At 69.1% G+C, this 26246-nt stretch carries 25 protein-coding genes, 1 tRNA gene and 1 pseudogene; 20 read left to right on the top strand and 7 right to left on the bottom strand.

The annotated features are described in order from the left end of the window. The first annotated feature begins 60 nt into the window (after positions 1-60). Both ACFQRI_RS17930 and ACFQRI_RS17925 read left to right on the top strand, forming a co-directional pair. Positions 61-567: a ribonuclease FAU-1 family protein gene (locus ACFQRI_RS17930; RefSeq protein ID WP_380670026.1), complete on the top strand. Its 507-nt coding sequence runs from the start codon at positions 61-63 to the stop codon at positions 565-567. 37 nt (positions 568-604) lie between these two features. Then, positions 605-1171 (top strand): annotated as a pseudogene (locus ACFQRI_RS17925) (ankyrin repeat domain-containing protein); the annotation flags it as partial. 256 nt (positions 1172-1427) lie between these two features. On the opposite strand, the gene coaE reads toward ACFQRI_RS17925, so the two are convergent. Beyond that, positions 1428-2618 (bottom strand): dephospho-CoA kinase, encoded by a 1191-nt coding sequence (gene coaE, locus ACFQRI_RS17920; RefSeq protein ID WP_380670024.1) that lies wholly within the window; start codon positions 2616-2618, stop codon positions 1428-1430. A 115-nt stretch (positions 2619-2733) separates the two neighbouring features. After that, positions 2734-4254 carry a 30S ribosomal protein S1 gene (gene rpsA / locus ACFQRI_RS17915; RefSeq protein WP_380670022.1) on the bottom strand — a complete coding sequence of 507 codons (1521 nt, stop codon included), beginning with the start codon at positions 4252-4254 and terminating at the stop codon, positions 2734-2736. A 307-nt stretch (positions 4255-4561) separates the two neighbouring features. Between rpsA and ACFQRI_RS17910 the strand changes: the two genes are divergently transcribed. The 4 genes from ACFQRI_RS17910 to ACFQRI_RS17895 are packed head-to-tail and all read left to right on the top strand — an operon-like array spanning position 4562 to position 9084. Continuing rightward, entirely contained in the window at positions 4562-5416 is an 855-nt protein-coding gene (locus ACFQRI_RS17910; RefSeq protein WP_380670020.1) for a class I SAM-dependent methyltransferase, read from the top strand. A gap of 17 nt (positions 5417-5433) precedes the next feature. Continuing rightward, the gene (locus tag ACFQRI_RS17905) at positions 5434-6381 is read left to right on the top strand and encodes a GNAT family N-acetyltransferase (RefSeq protein ID WP_380670018.1); all 948 of its coding nucleotides are present in this window, start codon (positions 5434-5436) and stop codon (positions 6379-6381) included. A 46-nt stretch (positions 6382-6427) separates the two neighbouring features. Next, positions 6428-7066 carry a P-loop NTPase family protein gene (locus ACFQRI_RS17900; RefSeq protein WP_380670016.1) on the top strand — a complete coding sequence of 213 codons (639 nt, stop codon included), beginning with the start codon at positions 6428-6430 and terminating at the stop codon, positions 7064-7066. Continuing rightward, positions 7063-9084 carry a YhgE/Pip family protein gene (locus ACFQRI_RS17895; protein WP_380670014.1) on the top strand — a complete coding sequence of 674 codons (2022 nt, stop codon included), beginning with the start codon at positions 7063-7065 and terminating at the stop codon, positions 9082-9084. Before ACFQRI_RS17900 ends, ACFQRI_RS17895 begins: the two co-directional genes overlap by 4 nt. Positions 9085-9153: 69 nt before the next feature. Here ACFQRI_RS17895 and ACFQRI_RS17890 read toward each other — a convergent pair whose 3' ends face one another. Both ACFQRI_RS17890 and polA read right to left on the bottom strand, forming a co-directional pair. Continuing rightward, entirely contained in the window at positions 9154-9549 is a 396-nt protein-coding gene (locus ACFQRI_RS17890) for a VOC family protein (RefSeq protein ID WP_380670012.1), read from the bottom strand. Between the two features lie 229 nt (positions 9550-9778). After that, positions 9779-12472 carry a DNA polymerase I gene (gene polA, locus ACFQRI_RS17885; RefSeq protein ID WP_380670010.1) on the bottom strand — a complete coding sequence of 898 codons (2694 nt, stop codon included), beginning with the start codon at positions 12470-12472 and terminating at the stop codon, positions 9779-9781. Positions 12473-12560: 88 nt separating this feature from the next. Between polA and ACFQRI_RS17880 the strand changes: the two genes are divergently transcribed. Next, positions 12561-12980, top strand: a complete 420-nt coding sequence (locus ACFQRI_RS17880; RefSeq protein ID WP_380670311.1) for a PaaI family thioesterase — start codon at positions 12561-12563, stop codon at positions 12978-12980. 90 nt (positions 12981-13070) lie between these two features. On the opposite strand, the gene ACFQRI_RS17875 is transcribed toward ACFQRI_RS17880, so the two are convergent. Beyond that, positions 13071-13682 (bottom strand): ANTAR domain-containing response regulator, encoded by a 612-nt coding sequence (locus ACFQRI_RS17875; RefSeq protein WP_380670008.1) that lies wholly within the window; start codon positions 13680-13682, stop codon positions 13071-13073. Between the two features lie 517 nt (positions 13683-14199). Here ACFQRI_RS17875 and ACFQRI_RS17870 point away from each other — a divergent pair. From ACFQRI_RS17870 to ACFQRI_RS17855, 4 genes are all read left to right on the top strand, one after another. After that, positions 14200-14275 (top strand) — tRNA-Leu (locus ACFQRI_RS17870). A gap of 83 nt (positions 14276-14358) precedes the next feature. Next, on the top strand, positions 14359-15627 hold the full coding sequence (locus tag ACFQRI_RS17865) for a site-specific integrase (RefSeq protein WP_380670006.1): 1269 nt from the start codon (positions 14359-14361) through the stop codon (positions 15625-15627). Positions 15628-15633: 6 nt separating this feature from the next. Beyond that, entirely contained in the window at positions 15634-16371 is a 738-nt protein-coding gene (locus ACFQRI_RS17860) for a hypothetical protein (protein ID WP_380670004.1), read from the top strand. A 61-nt stretch (positions 16372-16432) separates the two neighbouring features. Further along, positions 16433-17020 (top strand): NUDIX domain-containing protein, encoded by a 588-nt coding sequence (locus ACFQRI_RS17855; RefSeq protein ID WP_380670002.1) that lies wholly within the window; start codon positions 16433-16435, stop codon positions 17018-17020. On the opposite strand, the gene ACFQRI_RS17850 is transcribed toward ACFQRI_RS17855, so the two are convergent. Continuing rightward, positions 16967-18100, bottom strand: coding sequence for a tetratricopeptide repeat protein (locus ACFQRI_RS17850; RefSeq protein ID WP_380670001.1), 1134 nt, complete (start codon positions 18098-18100; stop codon positions 16967-16969). The genes ACFQRI_RS17855 and ACFQRI_RS17850 overlap by 54 nt on opposite strands. Positions 18101-18277: 177 nt before the next feature. Beyond that, the gene (locus ACFQRI_RS17845; protein WP_465269728.1) at positions 18278-18661 is read right to left on the bottom strand and encodes a helix-turn-helix domain-containing protein; all 384 of its coding nucleotides are present in this window, start codon (positions 18659-18661) and stop codon (positions 18278-18280) included. 172 nt (positions 18662-18833) lie between these two features. On the opposite strand from ACFQRI_RS17845, the gene ACFQRI_RS17840 reads away from it, so the two are divergent. The 9 genes from ACFQRI_RS17840 (at position 18834) to ACFQRI_RS17800 (ending at position 26232) form a co-directional block, all read left to right on the top strand. Then, positions 18834-19109 carry a helix-turn-helix domain-containing protein gene (locus ACFQRI_RS17840; RefSeq protein ID WP_380669997.1) on the top strand — a complete coding sequence of 92 codons (276 nt, stop codon included), beginning with the start codon at positions 18834-18836 and terminating at the stop codon, positions 19107-19109. Continuing rightward, positions 19106-19477, top strand: a complete 372-nt coding sequence (locus ACFQRI_RS17835; RefSeq protein ID WP_380669995.1) for a WhiB family transcriptional regulator — start codon at positions 19106-19108, stop codon at positions 19475-19477. Before ACFQRI_RS17840 ends, ACFQRI_RS17835 begins: the two co-directional genes overlap by 4 nt. Continuing rightward, positions 19452-19781, top strand: coding sequence for a hypothetical protein (locus tag ACFQRI_RS17830; protein ID WP_380669993.1), 330 nt, complete (start codon positions 19452-19454; stop codon positions 19779-19781). The genes ACFQRI_RS17835 and ACFQRI_RS17830 overlap by 26 nt, the downstream gene beginning before the upstream one ends. Before the next feature lie 38 nt (positions 19782-19819). Beyond that, positions 19820-20494: a hypothetical protein gene (locus ACFQRI_RS17825; RefSeq protein WP_380669991.1), complete on the top strand. Its 675-nt coding sequence runs from the start codon at positions 19820-19822 to the stop codon at positions 20492-20494. Next, positions 20491-22611: a cell division protein FtsK gene (locus ACFQRI_RS17820; protein WP_380669989.1), complete on the top strand. Its 2121-nt coding sequence runs from the start codon at positions 20491-20493 to the stop codon at positions 22609-22611. The genes ACFQRI_RS17825 and ACFQRI_RS17820 overlap by 4 nt, the downstream gene beginning before the upstream one ends. A gap of 485 nt (positions 22612-23096) precedes the next feature. After that, complete coding sequence (locus ACFQRI_RS17815) at positions 23097-23744, top strand: AAA family ATPase (RefSeq protein WP_380669987.1); 648 nt, start codon at positions 23097-23099, stop codon at positions 23742-23744. A gap of 348 nt (positions 23745-24092) precedes the next feature. Further along, positions 24093-24704 carry an SAV_915 family protein gene (locus ACFQRI_RS17810; protein WP_380669985.1) on the top strand — a complete coding sequence of 204 codons (612 nt, stop codon included), beginning with the start codon at positions 24093-24095 and terminating at the stop codon, positions 24702-24704. Positions 24705-24707: 3 nt separating this feature from the next. Further along, a complete protein-coding gene (locus ACFQRI_RS17805; protein ID WP_380669983.1) occupies positions 24708-25004 on the top strand; it encodes a hypothetical protein in 297 nt (98 codons plus the stop codon). 40 nt (positions 25005-25044) lie between these two features. Continuing rightward, on the top strand, positions 25045-26232 hold the full coding sequence (locus ACFQRI_RS17800) for a hypothetical protein (protein ID WP_380669981.1): 1188 nt from the start codon (positions 25045-25047) through the stop codon (positions 26230-26232). Positions 26233-26246: the final 14 nt, after the last annotated feature.

Below are 26246 nucleotides of genomic sequence, written 5' to 3'. Positions count from 1 at the left end.
GGCTTAAAAATCGCTACTGATGATCTCCGCGAGGCAGTTCTCCCGCTATCCTCCGGTGCTGTGAGCGCTGCGGTTTCCCCTCGCCTGGTCGAAGTCATCGACATGTTCAGCGCACGCCGCACGCACCCGTCCGGGCAAGTCGATCAGCTCGAGATCTGCGAGGTCGAGCCGTGGGGCCTGATGGTCGTGTGCCTGCTGCCGCACGACCCGCACCACGACATGGAGATCACCTGGCTGCTCACCGATCTCGGGCTGCGGATGACCCGCCTCCGGCCGCGCGACCAGCACGCCCCGGGCGGCCCCAGCGCGCTGACGGCGGTCTCCATCCAGCGCGACACCCGCTCGTGGGCGACCACCGACCTGATGCTGGGGCTGGAGCTGCCCGAGCGCGGCCGCCCGCGCGTCACCCGCGCCGCGGAGTTCGCCTCGGCGGTGGCCCACGGCGCGATCCGGCAGAGCGAAGCCGACTACGCCTTCGCCACGGTGCACCGCACGCTCGACGAGATCACCCGCCACCGCTCGATCAACCAGTGGCTCGCCCACCGGGGCATCTTCGAGCCCTGGTGAGCGCGCTCAGGCCTGCTCCGGGCCGCCGTCGAGGCGGATGAGCCGCCGCGTTGACCGCGGCCGTCCGGCGGTCCACCCCGCGCTGACCGGTTGCGCGGCGACCGCACCGCCGCCGGCTCGCCCGACGCCTGCGGCGCCGACCACCGAGGTCCGGGAGGACGCCATGGCCAACCGCCAACTCCTCGACGCCGTCGAGCGCGACGACCTCGAGGCGGTGCGCGCCGCGCTCGCCGCGGGAGCCGATGTCGAGGCCCGCGACGAGCACCGGCGCACCCCGCTGCTGCTGGCCGTGCTCGGCGACCGCGTGGACGTCGCCCGCGAGCTGGTGCGAGCGGGCGCCGATCCGGACGCCCGGGACGACCGCCGCGACAGCCCCTTCCTGGCCGACCGGGTGACCGGCAGCGTCGCCATGCTCGACGTGCTGCTGCCCGCCCGGCCGGCTCTCGGGTCGACCAACCGGTTCGGCGGAACCGCGCTGATCCCCGCCGCCGAGCGCGGTCATGTCGAGTTCGTGCGCGCGGTGCTGCGCACCGGCATCGACGTCGACCACGTCGACGACCTCGGCTGGACGGCGTTGCTGGAGGCGGTGGTGCTCGGCGACGGGGGCCCGCGCCACCAGCAGATCGTTCGGCTGCTCGTCGACAGCGGCGCGGACGCGACCATCGGCGACCGCGACGGCGTGACGGCCCTGCAGCACGCCGAGCGCCAGGGGCACGCCGAGCTCGCGCGGATCCTCCTCGCGGCCTGGGGATTGTTCAGGGATTGCTTTGCTCGGCGGTGCGGGCGGCAGAACCTCCAGCGGCGGTGCGGGCTGAGTTCCACACCTGGAACAGCGGCTCCGCCGCATTCCCAAACAGCCCCTAGAGCGCCCAACCGGTGCGGTCGGCCCAGGCCAGAGCCTTGGGCAGGTTCTCGGCGAACCAGAAGTCCTTGGCCTCGGCGTAGCCCTCGGTGTCCGGGTCGTCGGCGTGGGCGGCTTCCAGCCTGCGCTTGGTGGCGAGGTAGTCGGCGCGGGCCGCGTCGTCGACGCGCAGCCAGGCGGGGAAGACCAGGGCGGTCCGCCAGCCCGGGGAGCCCTCGACGCGCAGGTGCAGGTTGGCCGGGCGCCCCGGATCGGCCGAGGTGTGCAGGCGCTTGGACCACAGCTGCGGTTCCGGGGCGAACTCCAGCGGCACGTCGCCGGTGATGTGCGGCAGCGGCGCGAACCCGGCCTCGGCGAGCGGACCGGCCAGCGCGTCGGCGTCGGCCAGGGTCCGGACGGTCAGCTGCAGGTCGACGACGTCCTTGGCGGGCAGCCCGGGCACCGAGGTGGACCCGACGTGGTCCACCCGCACCGCCCGCTCCCCCGCCGCGCGCTCGACGCGCGCGATCAACCTGCGGGCGTGGGCCGGCCAGTCCGGGTCGGGATCGACGACGCGCGGCGGACCGCTCACCGGAGCGCGCCCGAGCCGCAGGTTCTCCTCGAACGGCACGAGCCGCTCCTGCCACAGCCGGTCGACGTCGGCCAGCAGCCCTTCGACGTCACCGGAGTTGTCCAGCCACACGTCGGCGACCTCGCGCCGCTGCTCCTCGGTCGCCTGCGCGGCGATCCTGGCGCGCGCGTCGGTTTCGCCCAACCCCCGCTCGACCAGCCGGGCCACCCGGACGTCCTCCGGGGCGTGCACGACGATCACCAGGTGGTAGCCCGGAGCGTAACCCGCCTCCACCAGCAGCGGGATGTCGTGCACCAGCACCGCGTCCTCGGGCGCCTCGGCCATCCGCTGCGCGGTGAGCTCGGCGATCTTCGGGTGGGTGATCGCGTTGAGGTCGGCCCGCGACCGGTCGTCGACGAACGCCTTGGCCGCCAGCGCCGGCCGGTCCAGCGTCCCGTCGGGGGCCAGGACGTCCTCGCCGAAGCGGTCGACCAGCTCGGCCAGCCCTCGGCTGCCGGGCTGCACCACCTCGCGCGCGAGCGCGTCGGCGTCGACGATCACCGCGCCCAGCTCGCGCAGCCGGTTGGCCACCGTCGACTTCCCGGATCCGATGCCACCGCTGAGCCCAACCCGCAACATGCGCCCCATCCTGCCAGGCAGGCCGAAGAACCGGGATCCCCGCGGTCGGGCCGGAACGAAGAAACCGGCCCCGCACCCGAGCGGGGTGCGGGGCCGGTCGTCAGCCTTCAGGCGCTCACGCGCCGCCCGACAGCTTCTCGCGGAGCGCGGCCAGCTGCGCGTCGCTGGCGAGCGAGCCGCTGTCCTCCTGCTCCTCGTTGTTGCTCGTCGAGGAAGCCGACGAGTAGTTGCCGGAGGCCGGCTGCTCCTCGGCGGCGCCACCACCGGTCGCGGCCGCAGCGGCGGCCTCGGCGTCGGCCTGGCGAGCCTTGGTGATCTGCACGAGGTGCTTCTCGTAGCGCGCGTGGGCCTCGGCGTACTGCCGCTCCCACTCCTCGCGCTGCTTCTCGTAGCCCTCCTGCCACTCCTGGGTCTCCGGGTCGAAGCCCTCGGGGTAGATGTAGTTGCCCTCGTTGTCGTACTCGGCGGCCATGCCGTACTGAGTCGGGTCGAACTCGGAGTCCGGGCTGAAGCCCTCGTTGGCCTGCTTGAGCGACAGCGAGATCCGGCGGCGCTCCAGGTCGATGTCGATGACCTTGATCATGACCTCGTCGCCGACCTGGACGACCTGCTCCGGGATCTCCACGTGGCGCTCGGCCAGCTCGGAGATGTGGACCAGGCCCTCGATGCCCTCGTCGACGCGGACGAACGCACCGAACGGAACCAGCTTGGTGACCTTGCCCGGCACGATCTGGCCGATCGCGTGGGTCCGGGCGAACTGGCGCCACGGGTCTTCCTGGGTGGCCTTGAGCGACAGCGAGACGCGCTCGCGGTCCATGTCCACGTCGAGCACCTCGACGGTGACCTCCTGGCCGACCTCGACGACCTCGGAGGGGTGGTCGATGTGCTTCCAGGACAGCTCGGAGACGTGCACCAGACCGTCGACACCACCGAGGTCGACGAACGCACCGAAGTTGACGATGGAGGACACGACGCCCTTGCGGACCTGGCCCTTCTGCAGCTGGTTGAGGAACTCGCTGCGGACCTCGGACTGGGTCTGCTCCAGCCAGGCGCGACGGGACAGGACCACGTTGTTGCGGTTCTTGTCCAGCTCGATGATCTTGGCCTCGAGCTCGCGGCCCACGTAGGGCTGCAGGTCGCGGACGCGGCGCATCTCGACCAGGGAGGCCGGCAGGAAGCCGCGCAGCCCGATGTCGAGGATGAGGCCGCCCTTGACGACCTCGATGACGGAGCCGCGCACGGGCTCGTCCTTCTCCTTGAGCTCCTCGATGGTGCCCCAGGCGCGCTCGTACTGCGCGCGCTTCTTGGAGAGGATCAGCCGGCCTTCCTTGTCCTCCTTCTGGAGGACGAGGGCCTCGACGAAGTCGCCGACGGTAACGACCTCGGCGGGGTCGACGTCGTGCTTGATCGACAGCTCGCGGGACGGGATGACGCCCTCGGTCTTGTAGCCGATGTCAAGCAGCACCTCGTCACGGTCGACCTTGACGATGGTGCCCTCAACAATGTCGCCATCGTTGAAGTACTTGATGGTCTGGTCGACGGCGGCGAGGAAGTCCTCCTCCGTCCCGACGTCGTTCACTGCGACCTGCGGCTTGGTGGCGGCCTCAGTCGGGACGGTGGTGGTGTCGGTGGACATCAGGTGGGTTGCTCCGGTACGGATTGTTGGTCGGTGGTTCTACAGTTCTCGCGCGCCCTGGCCCCGGCAGCCCGGACCACCTGGACAGGCGGACCTGGGGATTCCGTTTTGCCGAACGGCCTCGATCACCGGGGCGAAACCCGATGCCTGAAGCCGACGAGAAAAAAGACCCACGGCGCGGGCGGTATCGTACGCGCTCTCTCGATCGTCGGGCAAACCGCGGTACCCCTCAACTTCAGGCGAGTCGTGCGCGGAGGACACAATCTGTTCACGTCCGTGCAGTGCCCACCAGCGACTGGGGGATCCCGTGACCCGTACCGACGACCCGGAGAGCGCCTCCTACCAGGATAGCGCCGCTGAACGCGCGCTGGGCACCGCGGGTGTGGCCAAGCGCTCGGCCGGCGCCGCCGAATCCCGCTCGGCGAATCGGCTGTGGTGGGACGCCGACGCCGACGAGTACCAGGCCGAGCACGGCGAGTTCCTGGGCGACGCGGACTTCGTGTGGTGCCCGGAGGGCCTGCGCGAGGAGCGGGCCGGACTGCTCGGCGAGGTGCGCGGCCGGCGCGTGCTCGAGATCGGCTGCGGCGCGGCGTCCTGCGCGCGCTGGCTGGCCGCGCGGGGCGCCGAGGCGGTGGGCCTGGACATCTCGGCCGGGATGCTGCGGCACGCCACCCGCGCAGCCGAGCGCTCCGGGGTCTCGGTCCCGCTGGTGCAGGCCAGCGCGGACCAGCTGCCGTTCGCCACCGGCAGCTTCGACCTGGCCTGCTCGGCCTTCGGCGGGGTGCCCTTCGTCGCCGACGTGGGCCGGACCTTCGGCGAGGTGGCCCGCGTGCTGCGGCCCGGCGGTCGCTGGGTGTTCGCCGTGACTCACCCGATGCGGTGGATCTTCCCGGACGACCCGGGGCCGACCGGCCTGACCGCGACCAACTCCTACTTCGACCGCACGCCCTACCTCGAGGTCGACGAGGACGACCGCGCGACCTACGTCGAGCACCACCGCACCCTGGGCGACTTCGTCCGCGCGATCGACGCCGCGGGCCTGCACCTGACGGACCTGGTCGAGCCCGAGTGGCCGGCCGGCCACACCCAGGTCTGGGGCCAGTGGAGCCCGCTGCGCGGGCGGCTGTTCCCCGGAACGGCGATCTTCGTCTGCGACCGCTGAGCGAAGGAGGCGCCGCGGTGAGCACCGCCCAGGAACTCGTGCGGGCCCAGGCCGCGCGGTTAACCGCGCTGGACCCGCTGCTGCCCGACGACGTCCACGCGCCCGCGGGCGCCGAACCGCTGGCCGCGCGCACCGCCGACGGGCACGCGGTGGTCGCGCTGATCGCGCACGAGTCCAACCCGACCGGGTCCCCGCGCGGGCTGTGGCAGGCCGACGAGGTCTTCGAGCTCTTCCCGATCCTGGGCGCGCACCCGCGCGCGGGCATGGACGCGGTGCTCGCGGAGTGGCGGCGCTGGATGGCCGAGCGGGACGACCCGGGCCAGGACTCGGCCTCCCTGGTCGTGTGGCCGAGCCGGGACGTGCAGGCCACCCGGGCGCTGCTGGACCACGGATTCGTCCCGCTGTCGGTGCTGGCGGTGCGCCCGCCGACTCGCGTGGCGGAGGAGGCACCGAACAATACGGAACTGTCTGGTACCGTAAAGGTGCGTCGCGCCGGACCGGCCGACCTGGACGCCGTCGTCGAGCTCACCCTCGCCGAGCTCGAGTACGCCGCCCTGGTGGGCACGGCCACGTACCGCCCCGACGCCGCCAAGCTGAAGCGGGCCGCGGCCGGAGCTCGGTTGAGCTCCGGTGACCCGGTGTGGCTGGCGGAGCAGGACGGCACCCCGGTGGCGGTCGCGGAATGCGGCTGGATCGACACCGGCAGGTCACCGCGGACCTACCGGCTGCGCGCCGGCTCGTGGGGATACGTCAACTGCGTGTCGGTCCGCGAGCGGTGGCGCGGCACCGGTGTCGGCCAGCGGCTGATGGCAACGGCGCACAACGAGCTGGTGCGCGCGGGTGCCGTCGGGACCTTCCTGTACTACAACCCGCCCAACCCGCTGTCCTCGGTGTTCTGGCCCCGGCAGGGGTACCGGCCACTGTGGACGACGTGGGAGGTGCGCCCGGCCACCGCACTGCGCTGAGGCTCCCGGTCGGGCGGCCGGGTGCCGCGAGGATCGAGGAGAAGGCGTGGAGATCGCCGCCACCGGCGTCGAGGTCATCGGCGCGCACGGCCCCCTGCTCGCCCCGACGTCGCTGCGCGTCGAAAGCGGGCAAACCCGGCTGGTGACCGGGGATTCCGACACCGCCCGCACCGCGCTGGCGCTCGCGCTGACCGGACGCGTCAAGCCCTCCAACGGCCGGGTGCTGCTCGACGAGCGGGCCGACGCGGCCGCGCTGCGCCGCTCGACCGCGATCGTCGACGCCCCGCAGATCACCGCCCCGGACGAGGCGTTGCAGGTGCGCGACGTCGTCGCCGAAGGGCTGTCCATCGCCGGCAGGAGGTCGGGCCGCCGCAAGGTCCGCTCCTGGATCGACGAGCGCGAGCTGCCCGCCGCCGAGCGGATCGAGAACCTCCCCGCCCCGCAGCGCACCCGGCTGCTCGTCGAGCTCGCCCGCGCGGCCAGGGCGACCCGCGCGCTGGTGCTCGACTCCCCCGACCGGCACGGCGGAAACCCGCACGGCTGGTACGAACTGGCCGCCGCGCAGGCCGAGCGCGGTCTCGCGGTGGTCGTGCTCTGCTCCCCGCACTCCGCCGATGCGCTGGGCGTTCCCGCCGTCCGCATCGGCGCCGACGACGAAACTCAGGTTGCTGAAGGTGTTCGATGACTAGTCTCCGGCTGGCCGCCACCGAGCTGCGGCGGCTCACCTCGGGCAAGCTGCCCAAACTCGCGCTGCTGGCGGTGACGCTGGTCCCCCTGCTCTACGGCGCGATGTACATCTACGCCAACTGGGACCCGTACGGGAAGCTGGAGTCGGTGCCCGCCGCGGTGGTCGTCGACGACGCGGGCGCGCAGCAGGACGACGGAACCCGGCTCGAAGCCGGCCAGGACGTCTACGACGAGCTGCGCGACTCGGGCACGTTCTCCTGGACCCGCACCGACCTGCACCGCGCGCAGGAGGGCGTGGCCAACGGCGACTACACCTTCGCGCTGGTGGTGCCCCGCGACTTCTCCGCCGCGCTGATCTCGCCGTCCGACTTCGACCCGCGGCAGGCCAAGCTGCGCCTGGTCACCAACGACGCGAACAACTACCTGGTCGGCACGATCGCCGACAAGCTCGCGGGCGAGGTCGAAGCCGGGGTCGCGAAGAACGCCGGGACCACCGCGGCCGAGCAGTTCCTGCTGGGCTTCTCCACGGTGCACGATCGCACCGAGCAGGCCGCCGACGGCGCGGGCCAGCTGGCCGACGGAGCCGACCGGCTGCACAGCGGGCTGGGCGAGGCCAAGCAGGGCGGCACCGAGCTGGCCGACGGCGCGCACCAGCTCGTCGACGGGCAGACCGAGCTCGCCTCCGGGGCCAACCGGCTCTCCGACGGCACCGGGCAGCTGCGCACCGGGCTGGACCAGCTGCGCGGCTCCACCGCCCAGCTGCCCGAGCAGACCGAACGGCTGGCCGACGGGGCCGAGCAGGTCGCGCAGGGCAACGAGGAGCTGGCCCGGCGCGCCGAGCTGCTCGGCGGCCACTCCCAGGAGGTCGTGGACAACCTGGACGAGGCCAAGGCCAAGACCGCCGACCAGCTGCGCGCCGCGGGCCTCGACGAGCAGACCGTGCAGACCGTCGTGCACAACCTCGACCAGCTCAACAGCCCGATCACCGAGGCCAACGGCAAGGTGCAGTCCCAGGTCGGGCAGCTGCGCAAGCTCGCCGACGGCTCCCGCCAGGTCGCCGACGGCAACCGCCGGCTGGCCAACGCCACCCCGCAGATGACCGACGGCATCGACCGGCTCGCCGACGGAGCAGCGCAGGTCGACGACGGCGCGCAGCAGCTGCGCGACGGACAGCAGCAGGCGCTCGGCGGGACCCAGCGGCTGGCCGACGGCGCCGACCGGCTGGCCGGCGGCACGCAGCAGCTCTACGCCGGCTCCGGCGAGCTGGCCAGCGGCTCGGACACCCTGGCGGGCAAGCTCGACGAGGGCGTCGGGCAGATCCCCAACCCGGACGACCCCACCAGGGAGGCCACCGCGAAGACCATCGGCGACCCGGTGGCCGTGGACACCAAGGCCCAGGTCGAGGCCGGCACCTACGGCGCGGGGCTGGCCCCGTTCTTCATGGGCCTGGCGCTGTGGGTCGGCGGCTTCGTGCTGTTCCTGCTGATGCGCCCGCTGTCCAGCCGCGCGCTGGCCAACGGCGTCGCGCCGTGGCGGGTGGCGCTCGGCGGGTGGCTGCCCGCGGCGATCGTGGGCCTGGCCCAGGCCGTGCTGCTGTTCGCGGTGGTGGTGTTCGCCATCGGGGTCCACCCGGCGCACATGTGGCGCACGCTCGGGTTCCTGGTGCTGACCTCGTTCGCCTTCACCGCGCTGGTGCACGCGCTCAACGCGGCGTTCGGGGCGCGCGGGAAGTTCATCGCGCTGGTGGTGCTGATCCTGCAGCTGGTCACCGCGGGAGGCACCTTCCCGTGGCAGACCATCCCGGAACCGCTGCACCCGCTGCACCAGGTGCTGCCGTTGGGCTACGTGGTCACCGGCCTGCGCCACCTGATCTACGGCGGGACCGCGGAGCCGGTGCTGCAGGCGGTGGCGGTGCTGGCCGCCTACCTGGTGGCCTCGCTGCTGCTGAGCACCATCGCCGCATGGCGCCAGCGGATCTGGACCCCGGCCCGGCTCAAGCCGGAGCTGGCGCTGTAGCCGGCGCCGACGTCCTTCGAGCGAAAGGTCCCCGCGGGCTCGGCTCGCGGGGACCTTCGTTCGAAGGGGCTACTCCGCGGGGTCGTCGTACTTGGCGATCTCGATCAGGTTGCCGTCCGGGTCGCGCAGGTACAGCGAGGTGATCGGGCCCTGCGACCCGGTCCGCACCACCGGGCCCTCCTCGATCCAGATCTCGTTGTTGCGCAGGTGGTCCTGGACCTCCGACAGCGCGTTGTTCGTGACGAAGCACAGGTTCGCCGAACCGGGCACCGGATGGGTCGCGGTGGGCCCGACGAGCTCGCTGGCCTGGTGCAGCTTGATGGTCTTGTCGCCGAAGCGCACGGCGCGGCGCTCTCCGGGGAACGTCACCGGCTCCATACCGAGGACCTGCGCGTAGAACTCGACTGCCCGATCGACATCGGCGACGGTGAGGACCAAATGGTCGACTCGGTCGATGCTGATCATGCTCCTCCTCGGGGATCGGCACGGGCAGTTCGGGGCCCGCGCCCTTCGTGCGCCCCGCCTGACCAGGCCCGCCGCTCGGACGAGCACGCTCGGCCGGAGCGCGTAGCGCAGGCTATCCGCACCTGTGTTCGCCGCGAAACGCCGGGTCCTGCCGACGGTGATGTTCACCATCGCAAGACCCGGCGTTGGCCAGGAGCGATTCAGCGGCTTCGTGACCGACCCGAGACGATCAGTGCGCCGCGGAGTCCCAGGAGCGGCCCACGCCGACCGAGACCTCCAGGGGCACGTCGAGCGAGTAGGCCGAGCCCATGTGCTCGCGCACCAGCTTCTCCACCACGTCCCGCTCGCCCTCCGCGACCTCGACGATCAGCTCGTCGTGGACCTGCAGCAGCGTCCGCGAGCGCAGACCCTCGCTGGTCAGGGCGTTGTGCACGCCGAGCATCGCGACCTTGATGATGTCGGCGGCGCTGCCCTGGATCGGCGCGTTGAGCGCCATCCGCTCGGCCATCTCGCGGCGCTGCCGGTTGTCGCTGAGCAGGTCGGGCAAGTAGCGCCGGCGGCCGAGGACGGTCGAGGTGTAGCCGTCCTTGCGGGCCCGGTCGACGACCTCGTGCAGGTAGTCGCGCACCCGGCCGAACCGAGCGAAGTAGGCGTCCATCTGCGCCTTGGCCTCCTCGGCCGAGATGCGCAGCTGCTGGGCCAGCCCGTAGGCCGACAGCCCGTAGGCCAGGCCGTAGGACATCGCCTTGACGCGCCTGCGCAGCTCGTGGTCGACCTCGTCGATGGGCACGCCGAAGGCCCGGGAGGCGACGTAGTTGTGCAGGTCCTCACCGGTGTTGAACGCCTCGATGAGCCCCTCGTCGCCGGAGAGGTGCGCCATGATGCGCATCTCGATCTGGCTGTAGTCGGCGGTCATCAGCTCCTGGTAGCCCTCGCCGACGACGAACACCTCGCGGATCCGGCGTCCCTCCTCGGTGCGGATCGGGATGTTCTGCAGGTTCGGCTCGGTGGAGGACAGCCGGCCGGTGGCCGCGATGGTCTGGTTGAACGTGGTGTGGATCCGGCCGTCGTCCGAAATGGACTTCTCCAGACCCTCCACAGTGGTCTTCAACCGCGTGGCGTCGCGGTGCTCCAGCAGGTGCTGCAGGAACGGGTGCTCGGTCTTCTCGAACAGCGTCTGCAACGCCTCGGCGTCGGTGGTGTAGCCGGTCTTGGTGCGCTTGGTCTTGGGCATGTTCAGCTCGTCGAAGAGCACCACTTGCAGCTGCTTCGGCGAACCGAGGTTGATCTCCTTGCCGATGACCTCGTAGGCCTCCTGCGCCGCCTGCTTGACCCGGCCCGCGAAGTGCGCGCCCAGCTCGGCCAGCTGCTCGGAGTCGACCGCGATGCCCGCGGCCTCCAGGTCGGCGAGCACCAGCAGCAGCGGCAGCTCCAGGTCGGTCAGCAGCCCCTTGCTGTCGATGCGCTCCAGCTCGGTGTCCAGCGCATCGGCCAGCTCGGCGACGGCGCGGGCCTTGACCAGCTCCGCGGCCGCGGCCTTCTGCTTGGTCTCGGCGGCGTCCTCCAGCAGCGAGAGCTGACCGTCGTCCTCGCCGGTCTCGGCGCGCAGCTCGCGCTGCAGGTAGCGCACCACCAGGTCGGGCAGCTCGAAGGAGCGCTGCCCCGGGCGCACCAGGTAGGCGGCCAGCGCGGTGTCGCTGGTCAGGCCCTCGACGCGCCAACCGCGGTCGCGGATGGCGTGCAGCGGGCCCTTCACGTCGTGGGCGGCCTTGGGCGCCGCGGGGTCGGCCAACCAGCTCGACAGCGCCCGCTCGTCGGCGTCGGTGAGCTCGGCGACGTCCACGAACGCCCCGGCCCCGTCGGCGGTGGCCAGCGCGAGACCGGTCAGGTCGCCCGCGCCGCGCGCCCACTGCCCGCTGAAGGCCAGCCCCACCCGGGATCCGCCGCGCGCGTGCCGGTCCAGCCAGGCCGCCAGCTCGCCGGGGGCGACGAGCCCGCCGGTGATCTCGAAGCCCTCCTCGACCTCGGGCTCGGCGCTGGAGAGCGTGGCGAAGAGCCGGTCGCGCAGCACCCGGAACTCCAGGTCGTCGAACAGCCGGTGCACCGCGTCGCGGTCCCAGGACTGCACGGTCAGGTCATCCGGACCGGACTCCAGCTCGACGTCGCGCACCAGCTCGGTGAGCTCGCGGTTGCGCAGCACCGAAGCCAGGTGCGCGCGCAGGTTCTCGCCGGCCTTGCCCTTGACCTCGTCGACCCGGTCGACCAGCTCGGCCAGCGAGCCGAACTGCTGGATCCACTTGGTGACCGTCTTCTCCCCCACCCCGGGGATCTTCGGCAGGTTGTCCGAGGGGTCGCCGCGCAGCGCCGCGAAGTCGGGGTACTGCTGCGGACCGAGCCCGTACTTGTCCTGCACGGCCTGCGGGGTGAACCGGGTCAGCTCGGAGACGCCCTTGGTCGGGTAGAGCACGGTGACGTCGTCGGTGACCAGCTGCAGCGAGTCGCGGTCGCCGGTGCAGATCGACACCTGGTAGCCGCGCTCGGTGGCCTGGGTGGCCAGGGTCGCGATGACGTCGTCGGCCTCGTAGTTGTCCTTGCTCAGGACCGGCACGTTCAGCGCGGCCAGGATCTCCTGGATGAGGCTGACCTGGCCCTTGAACTCGTCCGGGGTCGTGCTGCGGTTCGCCTTGTAGTCGGCGAACGCCTCGCTGCGGAAGGTCTTGCGCGAGACGTCGAAGGCGACCGCGAGGTGGGTGGGCTGCTCGTCGCGCAACAGGTTGATCAGCATCGAGGTGAAGCCGTAGACCGCGTTGGTGTGCTGCCCGGTGCCGGTCTGGAAGTTCTCCTTGGGCAGGGCGTAGAAGGCGCGGTAGGCCATCGAGTGGCCGTCGATCAACAGCAGGCGTCGGTCCTCGGAGTGCGTCACGGTCGCGAGTTTAGGCTTTCCCCCCGACAGACCTGACCGCAGGCGACGGGGAGGACCCGCAGTGCCGACAGCAGAGAACGACAACGCCGTGACCAGCGATTACAGCGAGATCGCGAAGCTGATCGAGTCCGCACCGGAGCAGCTGGCCGCCAAGCTGGGCATCCACCTCGTCGAATACGGCCCCGATCGTGTGGTGGCCACCATGCCGGTGGCGGGCAACCGGCAGCCCTACGGGTTGCTGCACGGCGGCGCGAACGCGGCGCTGGCCGAGCAGGTCGGCTCGATCGCCGCGGCGCTGTCCGCGGGCGAGGGCAGGGTCGCGGTCGGTCTGGAGCTGCTGTGCACCCACCACCGCGCGGCCACCGAGGGAGAGGTCACCGCGGTCGCCAGCCCGCTGCACCGCAGCCGCAGCACCGCGACCTACGACATCGCGATCACCGACGACCAGGACCGCCGCACCTGCTCGGCCCGGCTGACCTGCGTGATCCGCGACGCTCCCCCGAAGTGAGAACCCGTCCGACCAGGTGAGGCCGGGCCGCGAAGAAAACAAGGCGGGTGCCCTGCTGGGCGCCCGCCTCGGTTCTCGTCGATCAGACCGTCACGACAGGTTGTCGAGCACCGCCTGAGCCACCGCCTTCATGGTCGTGCGGCGGTCCATCGCAGTCCGCTGCAACCACCGGAAGGACTCGGGCTCGGAGAGGTTGTGCTTGCTCATCAGCAGGCCCTTGGCGCGCTCGATGGTCTTGCGCGCCTCGAGGCGCTCGGAGAGGTCGGCGACCTCGGCCTCGAGCGCCTGCACCTCGGTGAACCGGGACACCGCCAGCTCGATGGCCGGCACCAGGTCGCGCTTGGCGAAGGGCTTGACCAGGTAGGCCATCGCCCCGGCGTCGCGCGCCCGCTCCACCAGATCGCGCTGGCTGAAGGCGGTCAGGATGACCACCGGCGCGATCCGCTCACCGGCGATGTTCGAAGCGGCCTCGATGCCGTCCATCTTCGGCATCTTGATGTCCAGAATCACCAGATCGGGTCGCAGCTCCTCGGCGAGCCGGACGGCCTCCTGGCCATCACCGGCCTCGCCGACGACCTCGTAGCCCTCCTCGCGGAGCATCTCCACGAGATCCAGCCTGATCAACGCCTCGTCCTCGGCCACGAGTACGCGACGTTCGACGGGCTTGGCCTCGCGTGTGTCCTCGGCAGCCGGCGTCGTCACCGGGATCCTCCAGTAAAAAACTCGGGGTCCGCCGATGCGGTTTGCATCGGAAACCGCAGCTTACCGGTAGCGACTTCACGCCGAGGTTAATACACGACGTGACCATTGCGACATCCGCGAGCGCGAGCCCGCGCACCCCCGACCACCCCTGATCGAACCCGTCGTGCCCTGCGAAGAAGCCCAACCGCCGAACCCACGATGCCGATCACGAAGAGAATCACACCCACCGAGATCCACACCCACCGCGCACGCAGCGGCACCCCACCGCCGAACCGCCGCACAACGCGCAGCCACCACCCCATAACCCACCTGTGTGGACACCCAACCCCGAACCGCGCCCCGCACACGCGCAGTCACCACCACGCGAACTGCGTCCTCAGCCGTCCCACCGTTCGACCCACCGACCACCGCTCGACACCGCGAACGAAGCACACCCTTCCCCGAGCCGCCCAGCGACACCCCGCCCCACACCCACCCAAGGGAGCCTGATCAGCCGTCCCGTATGCTGACCACACCAGCCCCCGTAGCCCAACGGCAGAGGCAGCGGACTCAAAATCCGTCCAGTGTGCGTTCGAATCGCACCGGGGGCACCAGCCTTTACCAGGCAAAACAACCGAATATGTGGATCATGGGAATGGTCCTGGGTGCGGCCTTGGGTGCGAGTACACTCAAGGCTATGAGTCGTTCACACCCCGATGAACGTCAGCGCGGTCGCATCGAGGAGCGCAGCAAGACGCTCCGGGTGGTCGTCTTCGCGGGCAACGACCCGGTGACCGGTCGCCGCACCTACCTTCGCGAGACGATCAAAGGCACGGACAAGGCCGCCTACAAGCGCGCCGAGAAGGCGCTCACCAAGCTGCTGGCGCAGGTCGACAGTCAGCGCTCCGCCCCGTCCACGGTGAACCTGTCCTTCGCCCTGAACGAGTGGATGCGCACCAGCGAGATCGAGGACAGCACCAGGCACACCTACCAGGGCTACATCGACCGCTCGATCAAGCCGGCGCTCGGCGAGGCCCCGGTGAACAAGATTTCGGCGAGGATGCTCGAGGGCTTCTACACCGAGCTTCGACGCTGCCGCTCCCGCTGCGACGGCAAGCCTTTCGTCGAGAAGCACAAGAAGACGGGCGACCACGACTGCGTCGCCGAGGAATGCCGACCGCACGTCTGCAAGCCGATGGCGGCTTCAACAGTCCGCCAGGTCCACGCCATCATCAGCGGCACGCTCGACGCCGCCGAGCGCTGGGACTGGATCAGCTCCAACCCAGCCCGCGTCGCCCGCAAGCCCCGACAGAAGCGCCCCGAACCCGACCCGCCCACACCGGCCGAAGCGGCGCGGCTCTCCGAAGAGGCTTTCCGGATGGACGACGACTGGGGCACCCTCGTCTGGCTCGCCATGACCACAGGCATGCGCCGCGGCGAACTCGTCGGCCTGCGCTTCTCCCGCATCGACCTCGAAGAAGAAGTCATCGACCTACGTCGTAACTGGGTCCGCGGCAAGGAAAAAGGCACGAAGACCCACCAAAACCGCCGCATCGCCCTCGACTCCGAAACCGTCACCCTGCTCCGCGAACACCGCGACCGCGTAGCCGAACGCGTCCGCAACCTCGGCGCCAAATTCACCGACGACCTCTTCGTCTTCGCCGGCACCCAACACCCAGACCACACCGAGCCCTACTCCCCCAACGCCATAACTCAGCGCTACAAAGACATGGCCGACCGCCTCAGCATCAGCACCCACCTCCACGCCCTGCGCCACTACTCAGCCACGGAACTCCTCACGGCGGGCATCGACTTGCCTACAGTCTCAGGTCGGCTGGGACACGGCGGCGGAGGCGCGACAACCCTGCGTGTCTACGCAGCATGGGTCGCAGCCTCCGACCGTAAGGCAGCAGAAATTCTCGGCTCAAGGATGCCAAGACTGCGACGCGATGATGATCTACCATGAGTAGTTATGCTGGAGAACGTCGGGCAGGGTCAAACCATCTGGATCTCCCCAGATTTCTTGGGATGGCAGCGTGAATCATACGCCGCGGACCCCATTCCTCCCGCTCTAATGGAGCGCTCGCACGAAATCTGGAATCATGCGAAGCAAAAATTGGACACCTCTATGGGGGCGTTCGATCGCTCCGAACTTGTAACGTGGCTCAATAGAGCTGTCAATCAACGATACAAGGTGATCTTCAAGGAATACAACATAAAAGCTGTCGCTTCACGCCTCGGCATAGGTAAGGGGCGTCCACCAAAAATCCTTGCTCGACTCGGGGTCGTCCAACCGCTAATGTTGAATACACTGACGGACCTTAGGAACTCGGTTGAGCACGAAGATGCCGACCCACCCGCCAGCCATCGGTGCAATGAGCTGGTTGAACTCGTCTGGTACTTCCTGCGCACTACAGACTCGCTCTCCCTGAGCAGGGTCTACGATTCTGAACTACTCAGCCAAAACCCCGGGCCGGAACCAGTGGGGTATGCTGATCTTTCATTCTGCTTCGACCCACCAGCAATCCAAGTGGATTCAGGATCATTCCCGGTAGGGCTAGTTTCAGAGAGCAGGAATGAGGAGTGGGCACCTTTGAAGGTCGACATCCCCCCGAGAGTTCTCTCCGACTTTGTCAAAGTTTCCGGAACACTTCTTCTCAAAGATGGCGCCCTGAGAGTTTGGCGCGACTACTTCGGGCGTGCACGCTGAATTGAAACAGTTTGTCAGCAGGATTGCTGCCCTTGAACTTGATGCCCCGTAGGCTGCACCTGTGAGCACGGAGCGCGGAGCTTGGAAGACATACGGGGAGCGGCTGGTCTACGACAACCGGTGGGTTCGGTTGGGGTTGGCCGACGTGGAGGCGCCGAACGGTGAGCGGTGGGAGTACCACGTCGTTCACCTGGCGCGGATCGCGATCGCTCTGATCGTGGACGATCAGGATCGGGCGCTGATGCTGTGGCGCTACCGGTTCCCGACGCAGCAGTGGGGCTATGAACTGCTGGGCGGCTTGGTCGACGACGGGGATGACGCGGCTGGCACGGCTGCCCGGGAGGCCGCTGAGGAGAGCGGCTGGGAGCCGATCGGCGAGGGTGAGCACTTGGTGACCTTCGAGCCACTGCCTGGGCAGGTCACCGCGCCGGTGGACATCTACCTCTGGCGCGGGGCGAAGCACATCGGCGATCCGACGGACACCGAGGAGGTCGGTCTGGTCGAGTGGGTGCCGCTGTCGCGGGTTACCGAGCTGGCGCAGCGGCAGGAGCTGCTCGGCTCGGGGACGCTCGTGGCGCTGCTGTACTTCCTGACCTCACGCGGCGCCGTTGGTGGTACCGGGCAGGATCAGCCCACCGAGACGTCGTAGGTGGCGGTCTGATTTGATCTGGGAGGCCAGGCGCCGCGCTTGCCGGGAGTGATCGAGCGCGGCGTCGCGGTCCCCGGCCGCGGCGAACGCCAGGGCCAGGTCGACCAGCAGGCCCGTACGCGCCCGGACGAACTGCTCGGGAACCCGCGGTAGTGCTTCGCTCAGCTGGTTTATCGCCTCGGGCTCGCCGAGCTTGCTCAGGGCGTTGCCCCGCCAGCGGTCGAGATGCGCTCCGCCGAGGAACAGGAACGGCAGGGCGGCATCGACCGGCTCTGGTGGCAGCAGCGTTTCGGCCGCGTCGAAGGCGCGCAGGGCACCATCGCGGTCGCCGATAGCTGCGAGCCCTTCACCGTGTGCCGCGGCGAGCCAAGCTCGCAACAGCGGTGGGCCGGTACCCTCGGCGACCTCGCAGGCGTAGGCGAACTGTTCGACTGCGGCTGCAGTTTCGCCCACGTCGATCAGGACGAATGCCTGCTCCGCGGCAGCGTGCGCGAGCAGTGCTGGGGCCATCGCCTCGCGCGCGGCTGATTTCGCGCGCTCGTAGTGCTCCCACGCCTGTCCGAGCGCGTTGCGGTCGAGCGCTTCCCAGCCGGCCAATGTGGATGCCTCGGTGAGCGCACCGGCGAGCCGTTCCCGTTGCGTGCCAACGGTGTTGTAGCTCAGCAGGTCCTCGACCTGCTTGATGGTGCAGCGGAGCTGTTCGAGCAGGGTGATACCGCCGAAGCGGCGGTCGACCTGCCTGGCGTCGTTGATCTGGCGCCTGAACACCTCGACCGTTTCCGCGTCGACGGTCTTCGCCAACGCCAAGCGCGAGCGGAGCTCTTCCGCGTCGTCGTCCTCGATGTCGGGAGGGAAGCCGAGTTCCTCGTTGGTGCGGCCGTAGACGTCGCGGAACAGGCGCTGGTAGGTCTCGCTGACGGCTTCGTGGCCGTTCTCCCAGCGGGAGAGCTTGGTCTTCAGGCTTGCCGCCGTCATCACCGGGATGTCGAGGGCGTGGGCGCGCTTGAGCAGCATTCGGATGACCGCCTCGGCCGAGTAGCCGAGCTGCTTGCGCACCGCCTGAAGTCGCTTCTCCCCCATCAGCGTTCCCGCTCCCAATAACGGCTCTGACCTGCGGAGTTAATTGCGGTTAATGGCTTCGAGGTCAACTCGCGCCATCTGCAAAAACTTCCCCGGATGCCGTTTCTTGGTGGCATGCGCAGCACAGACGCCACCACCGCCCCGCCGCTTCGGCGGGACGTCGAGGACCGGAGTCGGCTACCCGGCCTGCTCGCCGTCACGGCCGGCCCCTGCGGACAGTCGAGCGTTCATCTCGTCGAGCTGGCGGGTGATCTGGCGGAGCTGCCGTTCGATGGCCGTCAGCCTGGAGGGCACGTCGTCCTCGCGGAGCACGGGCTCACCGACCGCGGGCGGCTCGCGCCCCTCCAGCACGGCCAGCAGGTGTTCCGGGTGCCAGCCGAGCGCGAGCGAGAGGGCCTCCAGGGTTCGCGCGCTCCTCCGCCGATGCACCGTGTTGCGCTGCAGCTCGCGCACGGTCGCCTGCGAGACGTGCGAGCGCCGCGCCAACTCGCGTTGGCGCATGCCCAGCTCGTCCGTGCGCTGATTGATCGCACGAGCGACCGCAGCCCAGTCCTCCGTCACGTATTCCTCCGCGCTCCGCCTCGGCGCCGAGATTAGCGCGGAATAGCAAATCCGAGTGACCGCCCCGGCGCGCAAATCGCCGGGATTCGACCAATCCGCGCAATCGACCGCCAAAACTGGCGTCTTTATGCGCTGAAAAAAGCTGTTTTGACTTTTCGAAGGGCACACCACCATGGACTCAAGCGCTGAAAACGCGCGGCCGACCTTCTACACGGTTCGGGAAGCCGCGCAGATCATGCGATGCAATCCTTCGACCCTCTACCGAGCCATCCGCGAAGGCGCGTTCCCGGCCGTCCGGGTGCGCACCCGCTACGTCGTCCCCTCCGCGGCGGTGGACAAGCTCGCCGCCGAGGCCAGCTCGTCCGGTGGGTGCGTGGACATCGCGCAGATGGCCGCCGAGCACCGCACCGCTCAGGAAGTCGCTCGGTTGACGGGTGGTGCGCGATGAACCACGACGTCGAGCGCCTCCAGCGCATCGCCGAGCGGTTGGACCGGCTCCGCCACGTTCCTACCGACGTGCTGGCCGAGATCGTCATGCGAGACGGCAAGTGCATGCAGATCACTACGAGCACCGAACTGCCGGCGTCCGCCAACACCCGCGATCCCGACCGTCAACTGGCAGCCGACCTGTGCTCGGGCTGCACGGTGCAGGACGTCTGCCTGGAGCTCGAGTTCCGGCTGCACGGCAGGGACACGATCGGCGTCTGGGGCGCCCTGTCCGATCAGGACCGACGCGCTCTCTACCCGATCTGGCGAGATCTCCGAGACGATTTCGGGGAGGTGACCGGTGATGGCGCTGCACCTGACACCCCTTGAAGTCCTGATCGGTCTGGGCCTCGTCATTGCCCTGTTCGCCATGTGGCGAGCGAGTTCCCGGACCGCGCGTCGGGCTTCTGAAGCTGCTCGCACCAGCGCCAGGCTGATGTCCTTGGCTGGACGGGTGGGTATGACCGCGGCGGGCATCGTCGGCGTCCAGTGGATCGTCGTCGCGAACCCGGGGAACACGTGGCTGCTGCTTTCGGTACTCGTAGTTCCAGCGCTGTTCGCCTCGTACACGCTCACCAGGGCTCTGACCGTCACGACGCTGGACGCCCCGCAGCGAAGGGGGCGTCGGCGATGACCGGGCAGATCACGTCTCCGGCGAAGGGTGGGCGGCGCTTGCCGCCCACCCGGGCCGAGGCCGAGCAGGTGGACGGGGTCCGCAAACAGGTCGACCGGTTGTGCTGGACGGGGATCCTCCTCGGCCTGGCGTTCACGATGACGAACGTCCAGCAGTTCGCCGCCGCGGGATCCCCGACCTGGTCGCTGCCGTGGTTGGCGGCGTGGCTGCTCGACCCGATGGTGTCGGTGGTGCTGCTGGCGATCCTGCGCGCCGAACAGGTCACCGCCAGGTACGGGATCCGCACCGGCGGCTGGGTGCGCGCCGCGAAGTGGTTCACGCTCGCGGCCACGTACGTCATGAACACCTGGGCGGCGTACGCGGCCGGACAAGCCGACTCCGTGGTGCTGCATTCCGTACCGCCGCTCGTGGTGTTCGTCGCCGCCGAGGCGGTGACCGACCTGCGGGACAAGTTGAGCGAGGCCGTCCGAGCTGCGTTCACGAACACCGAGTCCGGCCCGGTCGAGAAACGCGAGCCGTCGGCTCCGGCGGCGAGCAGCAAGCGGAGGACGTCGTTCGACGAATACCTGGAGCGGGCGCGGAAGGCATGGAGACCAGGCGTGACCGTGTCGCCCTCGTGGATTCGGGAGGCAACGGGTTGCTCACGTGGACTCTCGTCGCGGCTGGCGGCCGCGCTCGCCTCCGAACTGGACGAGGGAGGTGGCCGGCGATGACGGAACAGGGCGAACCGCTTCCGATTCCGCGGCCATCGAGTGAAGTTGAGTCCGCCGTCTTCGAGGCGGAGATCGTGGACGGCGCACCGTCGTCCCAGGGGCGGTCCCGGTGGCAGCGGTTCATGAACTGGTGGCAGCGTTCACCGCGTGTGCCCGCCGCGGTGAAGTCGTGGAAGGCCGCGAAGCTGGCGGTGCTGGACTTCCTCGCCTTCGTCGTGCGGTTGCCGTGGCGGTTCATCGGCGCGGTCGGGCGCGGGACGGTCGCCGCGGTGCGGGCGTGGCGGCAATGGGTCCGGGTTCACGACTACAGGGACGCTGCGGAGCAGTCCGAGAAGCTCGCGGACAAGTTCGTCGAGATCCGGGAGCTGACGCTGTTCCGCTGGAAGGTCACCGGAGCGGTCGCGTTGGCATCCGCAGCGCTGACGGTGGTCGCCTACGTTCTGTACGGCGTGCCCGCGCTGTGGGCGGTAGGCGGCCTCGTCTCCGCAGCGCTGGCCATCTTCGGCAGGCGCAAGGAGGGCTCGCCAGGTCGCAAGCCCGTGCTGTCCGGACCGCGGAACCTGACTTGGACGATGGACCCGAACATTCTCGTCGAAGCGTTCCGGGACGCGAAGCTGCTTGGCAAGGACGAGTCGTTGCGCCTGGTCGAGCGGGCAGCGCACGACGGTTCCGGTTGGGCGGTCACCGTGGACCTGCCGGCCACGCGCAAGGCCGCTGACGTGATCAAGCACCGCGAAGCGCTCGCCTCGGCGTTGGCGGTCGACGAGCTGCAGCTCCTCGTCGAGCGAGTTCGAGGCCGCGGTGGGCACGCCGGACGAGTCTTCCTGTGGGTCGCCGACGACGACCCGTACGCAAGGCCTCCTATGCGGTTCCCGCTCCTCGACGTCGAGCAGTGGGACGCGTGGCGAGCGATCCCGTTCGGTCGCGATGCGCGCAACCGCCGCATCGACCTGCAGCTCGTCTGGACATCGCTGCTGGTCGGAGCTATCCCGCGGCAGGGCAAGACCTTCTCGACCAGGATCCCAGCCGCCGGGCTAATCCTCGACCCCCACGCGCGGCTGTACGTCTTCGACGGCAAGGGAGGCAAGGATTGGGACGCCGCGGAGGCGGTGGCGCACCGGTTCGTCTGCGGGGACGAGATCGAGCACGTCGAGGCCGTTCGGGACCACCTCGTCGAGCTGGTGGCCGAAGTGCAGGCCCGCTACACGCGGATGGCCACGCTCGACGACGACACCTGCCCCGAATCGAAGATCACCCCGGTCATCTCCCGCGACACCGACCTGGGCATGCCGATCACGGCCGTGATCATCGATGAGGTGCAGGTCTACCTCGAGAACTCCACGCGCGAGGACGTCGGAGGCAAGAAGAGCACCATCGGCGCCTACATCGCTGACCTGCTCACCTACCTCACCCGGAAGGGGCCGGCGGTCGGCATCGTGGTCATCCTCGCCACCCAACGCCCGGACTCGAACACGATCCCGTCCCGCCTGCGCGCCGTCCTCGGCTCGCGGTTCGCGCTGCGGGTCATGGACTGGCGCGACTCCAACATCGTGCTCGGCGAGCAGATGAACACCAGGGGCTTCGACGCCTCCGCGCTGCTCCCGAGCCACAAGGGCGTCGGCATCCTCCGCCCGGACAGCGAGACCGGCGCAGACGCCCTGGCCCTGACCGTTCGGACGTTCTTCATGCCGAACCCGGAGTGGCGCGCGGTGTGCGAACGCGGCCGAGCGCTGCGCGAGGCGGCCGGAACGCTGACCGGCCACGCAGCGGGCGACGACGACCAACGCGCCGTGGACCCGGCCGCGGTCGTCAAGGCGCTCGGGGCAGGTGTCCCGGAGGGGCTGGCGGCCTTGCCCGAACCCTTGGCGGCCGTCGTCGATTACCTCGGCGATGACCTCCAGGACCGCGACTTCGTGCCGACCGCTGAGCTCGTCGATGCACTCGACGTGGAGCCAACGATGTTCGGCCGGCAGATGGGCGAGTTCGGTTGCCAACCTCGCCGGGCTCGGATGCCGTCCGACGACGGCACCGTGCGGCAGGTCCGCGGTTACTACACGGCCGACCTCCGAGCAGCAGTTGAGGAGGCCCGCGGAGGTGAAGAAACGGACGACGAGTAGGTGTCCCATCTACTGTGCTTACCCGTCCCATCTGGGACAGGTAGGTGCCCACCTGTCCCACCCCGCGCGACGGGCCCGGAGAGTGATGACCTGCATGAATGCTGCTCGGGACAGGTGGGACACGGTTACGAGTACCTGTCTCAGTCGTCACGAAATGGCAGGTGCGGCGCATTGTCGAAGTCGAGCAGGAACTGTTCGGGCTGCGGACACAGCGACCTGCACTACGCTTCACGCGGCGAACCCGAAGGGCATCGCGGGCAGCTTCTGGACATGTTCATCGACCCGCACGGGGTGCTCGCTCCGATGCCGGTTCACGTCGTACCGACCGGGTTCACCTGGGCCACCGTCGCCGTTGTGGGCGGCGCGCTGCTCGTCGCAATCGTCGAAACCCTACGTCGGCTCGGTCGGCGCCACCGCTGTGCTGAGCCACTTCCGCCTGGTTTCTGAGGGAGGACCCCGTTGAGCGCCAGCGATCTCGTTGCGATGTGGCCGCCCAACTCCAGTGGGCATCGTTGAGCCCGGCCAGTGACGACGTGCCAACCGAGACGTTCAAGGAAATCCTGGGGTATCACGCTGTGATCAATACGGACTGCCATCGGTTTGTGGTGGTGACCGGCGGACCGGGGTCGGGTAAGACCACGCTGTTGGAAGGGCTCGGCCGCCAGGGATGGGCCAGCACGGCCGAAGCCGGGCGAGGCGTGATCCAAGATCAGACTGCCATTGGTGGCTCGGCGCTGCCCTGGGCTGACCCGGCGTTGTTCGCGGAGCTGATGCTGTCGTGGGAGATGCGCTCCTACCGATGGGCCCAGCAGCAAACCGGGGTGGTCCTCTTCGACCGGGGCGTTCCCGACGTAGTGGGTTACCTGCGCTTGTCAGGGCTTCCTGTTCCGGACCACGTGTTCGCGGCGGCCGAGTCGTTTCGCTATCGCCGGCAGGTGCTGATCGCCCCGCCTTGGCCGGAGATCTTCAGCCAAGACAGCGAACGCAAACAGGACTTCGCCGAGGCCAAGCGCACCTACGACGCAATGGCCGAGGTCTACTCCGAGCTCGGATACGAGATCGTCGACCTTCCGCGGGCTGATGTAGCAACTCGCATCGAGTTCCTGGTCGATCGGATAGCCAGCAGCCACTGACGGCACGACTTCTGCCGGGTAGGCAGGTCTCAATATCGGACTGCACAGCTGTTTCAGCACGTCACCGACGGGTGGAAGGTCGCGCCCAGCGGCCTGTGCTTGCGGCTCCAGCAATAGGGCGCCAACACCGCACTTGGCAGGCAAGCCTGAACCGAGACTGAAATTCCGACATTTCCATACGTAATGCACCGATGTTGATGCGTCGTGCGATACGTCATATCGAGCCATCTGGGTAATGGGTCTAAACGGCGCCCACCTTCCGCGGGGTCTTCGATACGGTTTCCTCACTCCACGTGCCGTAGCCAAGGGGAGGGACTGCGAGTGAGCGGCGGAGGCGACCGCCCGAGCGTGCTCGATCCGGACGAGACCTGGCACATGCCGGCCCAGGTGTACCTGGCGGCCCGGCCGGACAGCGCCTCCGGCAGCTTGATGTTCGAGCTTCGCGAGTGGAATGACCAGCCCGTCGTGCTGGCCTACTCGTCCATCGACCGCTTCCTCGACGGATGCGGTGCAGACCAGCCTTGGGTCTTGCTGTCGGCCTCACGCCTCGCCGAACTCGCAACGAGCGAGAGCAGCGGCGCGGGCTTCAAGTTCAGCGTGCTGCTCGACGTGCCTCTCTCAGCTGATCTTCGCGGCACCGCTGGCGGCATGGCCGAGGAGGAGCCGGCGTGGAACAACCCCGATTCCCCGGACTGGGCGATGACCTACATCGCCTCGCGCCCGTTCCGGCCTGGGCACGAGCAGGCTGCTCTGGAACTGCAGCCCATGCCTGGTGATCGGCTGGCCGTCATGGCGTACAGCTCGGTGCGGTCTCTCCAGGACGCGTGCGGGCCGCATCAGCACTGGGTGGGGATTCCCGCCGGACTCGTAGGAGAAGCACGTCGCCAATCGGGTGCGGACACGATCGCCTTGGACACGCCGCTGCCGGACCACTTGCGCCACGACACCGCAGAGGAGTGAGGAATGACGAACGACCACGTCAAAGCCGATCCGGACAGCCTCCGCCAGATGTCCAACAAGCTGCGCGCTGGCACGTCGGGGCTGGAAGGCCCCGCCAAATCTGCGCCGGAAATGCCCGAAGTGACGATTTCCAACCAGAACGTCGGCCACACCATCTCCGAGATCACCAAGACGGCTGCAGCACTCGCCGCTGGTGTCGAGGACATCGCGCGCAAGATCGATGCGAGCGACGGCAGCTACGCCGAAGTCGACAACCGCAACGCCGAGGATCTGTACGGGGTGCCCAAGTTTCCACGCTGACGACAACGCGTGAGCACCTTGGTTGAGGAGGAACGAGCTCGTGGCAGGAGAGCTGAACACCGAGGTCCGCGACGACCCGGCGTCGTGCCGGGGAATGGCGGATTGGCTGAGCAAGCTGGCTCCAGCGGTTGAAGAACTCGGCGACGCCGTCTACCGACAGCGGGGAGAATCGGAGTCCTTCTGGGAAGGAACCGCTGGCCAGGCCTGCCGGGCCGAGCTGACGCGGCAGGGCAAGGACGGCGACACCCTCGAAGAGCTCATCACGCAGGTCCGCCGCGCATTGCTGGAGTTCGCTGGCGAGGTCGACTCGGTGAGATCGCAGTTCGATCGAGCACGCGACGTCGGACGTTCCGGGGGCCTCATCGTCACGGCCACGGCGATCCTGCCGCCTGGCCCCGCGCCAGGGCCAGGACCGCAACCCCTGCCGGCAGGGCCCGTATCCCCGCAAGCGCAGGCCAAACACGACGCTGCCAGCCAGGCCCACTCCTCGGCTGTTGCGGCGTTCGAGCGCAAGCGGAAGGCGTTCGAAGAGGCATCCGGCATCGTCGAGCGTGCCCGGAACCAGCAGGCCGACGCCCACGTGGCCCTGGACAAGGCGATGAAGGACCCGCTCGAAGGGGTCAAGAAGCTCAAGACCTACGCCATGTACGCGGTGGGCAACGGCTTGAGCTGGATCAAGACGACCCAGACCACGGCCAACGACCTCCTCGAATCCCACTCCGAGATGAAAAGCGCCACGAAGACGATGCAGGCGCGAGCGGCGACCATGACCGGGTCTCCTGCCATGCGGGAACTCGCGGAGAAAGCTGCCGCGCGAGGCGCCGAGCTGTCTGACGACCTCAAATCTCAGTACACGCAAGTTCAGCGCATGAACAGCGCGATCCCCGCGAAAGCTCGCAACGCGATCGAGCAGAACCCTGGCAACCTGATCAAGAGCGGATCCACGGCGGCCAAGGTGAGCAAGAACGTCCTCCGAGGTATGCCGTACATCGGTACGGGGTTGACCATCGCTTCCGGTGGAGCCGACGTCGCGATGGGTAAGGACCCCTGGAACGCCGCAGCGGACACCGCAGCGAGCTTGGGCGGCAGTATCGCCGGTGGCATGGCCACTGGCGCCGCCGTTGGTAGCGTCTTTCCCGGTGCAGGAAACGTCGTCGGTGGTGTAGTGGGCGGAGTCGCTGGAGGGCTCATTGCTACCGGAGTTGTTGACTGGCTCCAGGGCGACTGACAGCGACGGGGATA

The sequence above is a fragment of the Saccharopolyspora griseoalba genome, from assembly GCF_042665275.1.
Taxonomy (GTDB): Bacteria; Actinomycetota; Actinomycetes; order Mycobacteriales; family Pseudonocardiaceae; genus Saccharopolyspora; species Saccharopolyspora griseoalba.
Note: the sequence above shows the minus strand (reverse complement) of the source record. Positions and strands in the feature narration are given on the sequence as shown.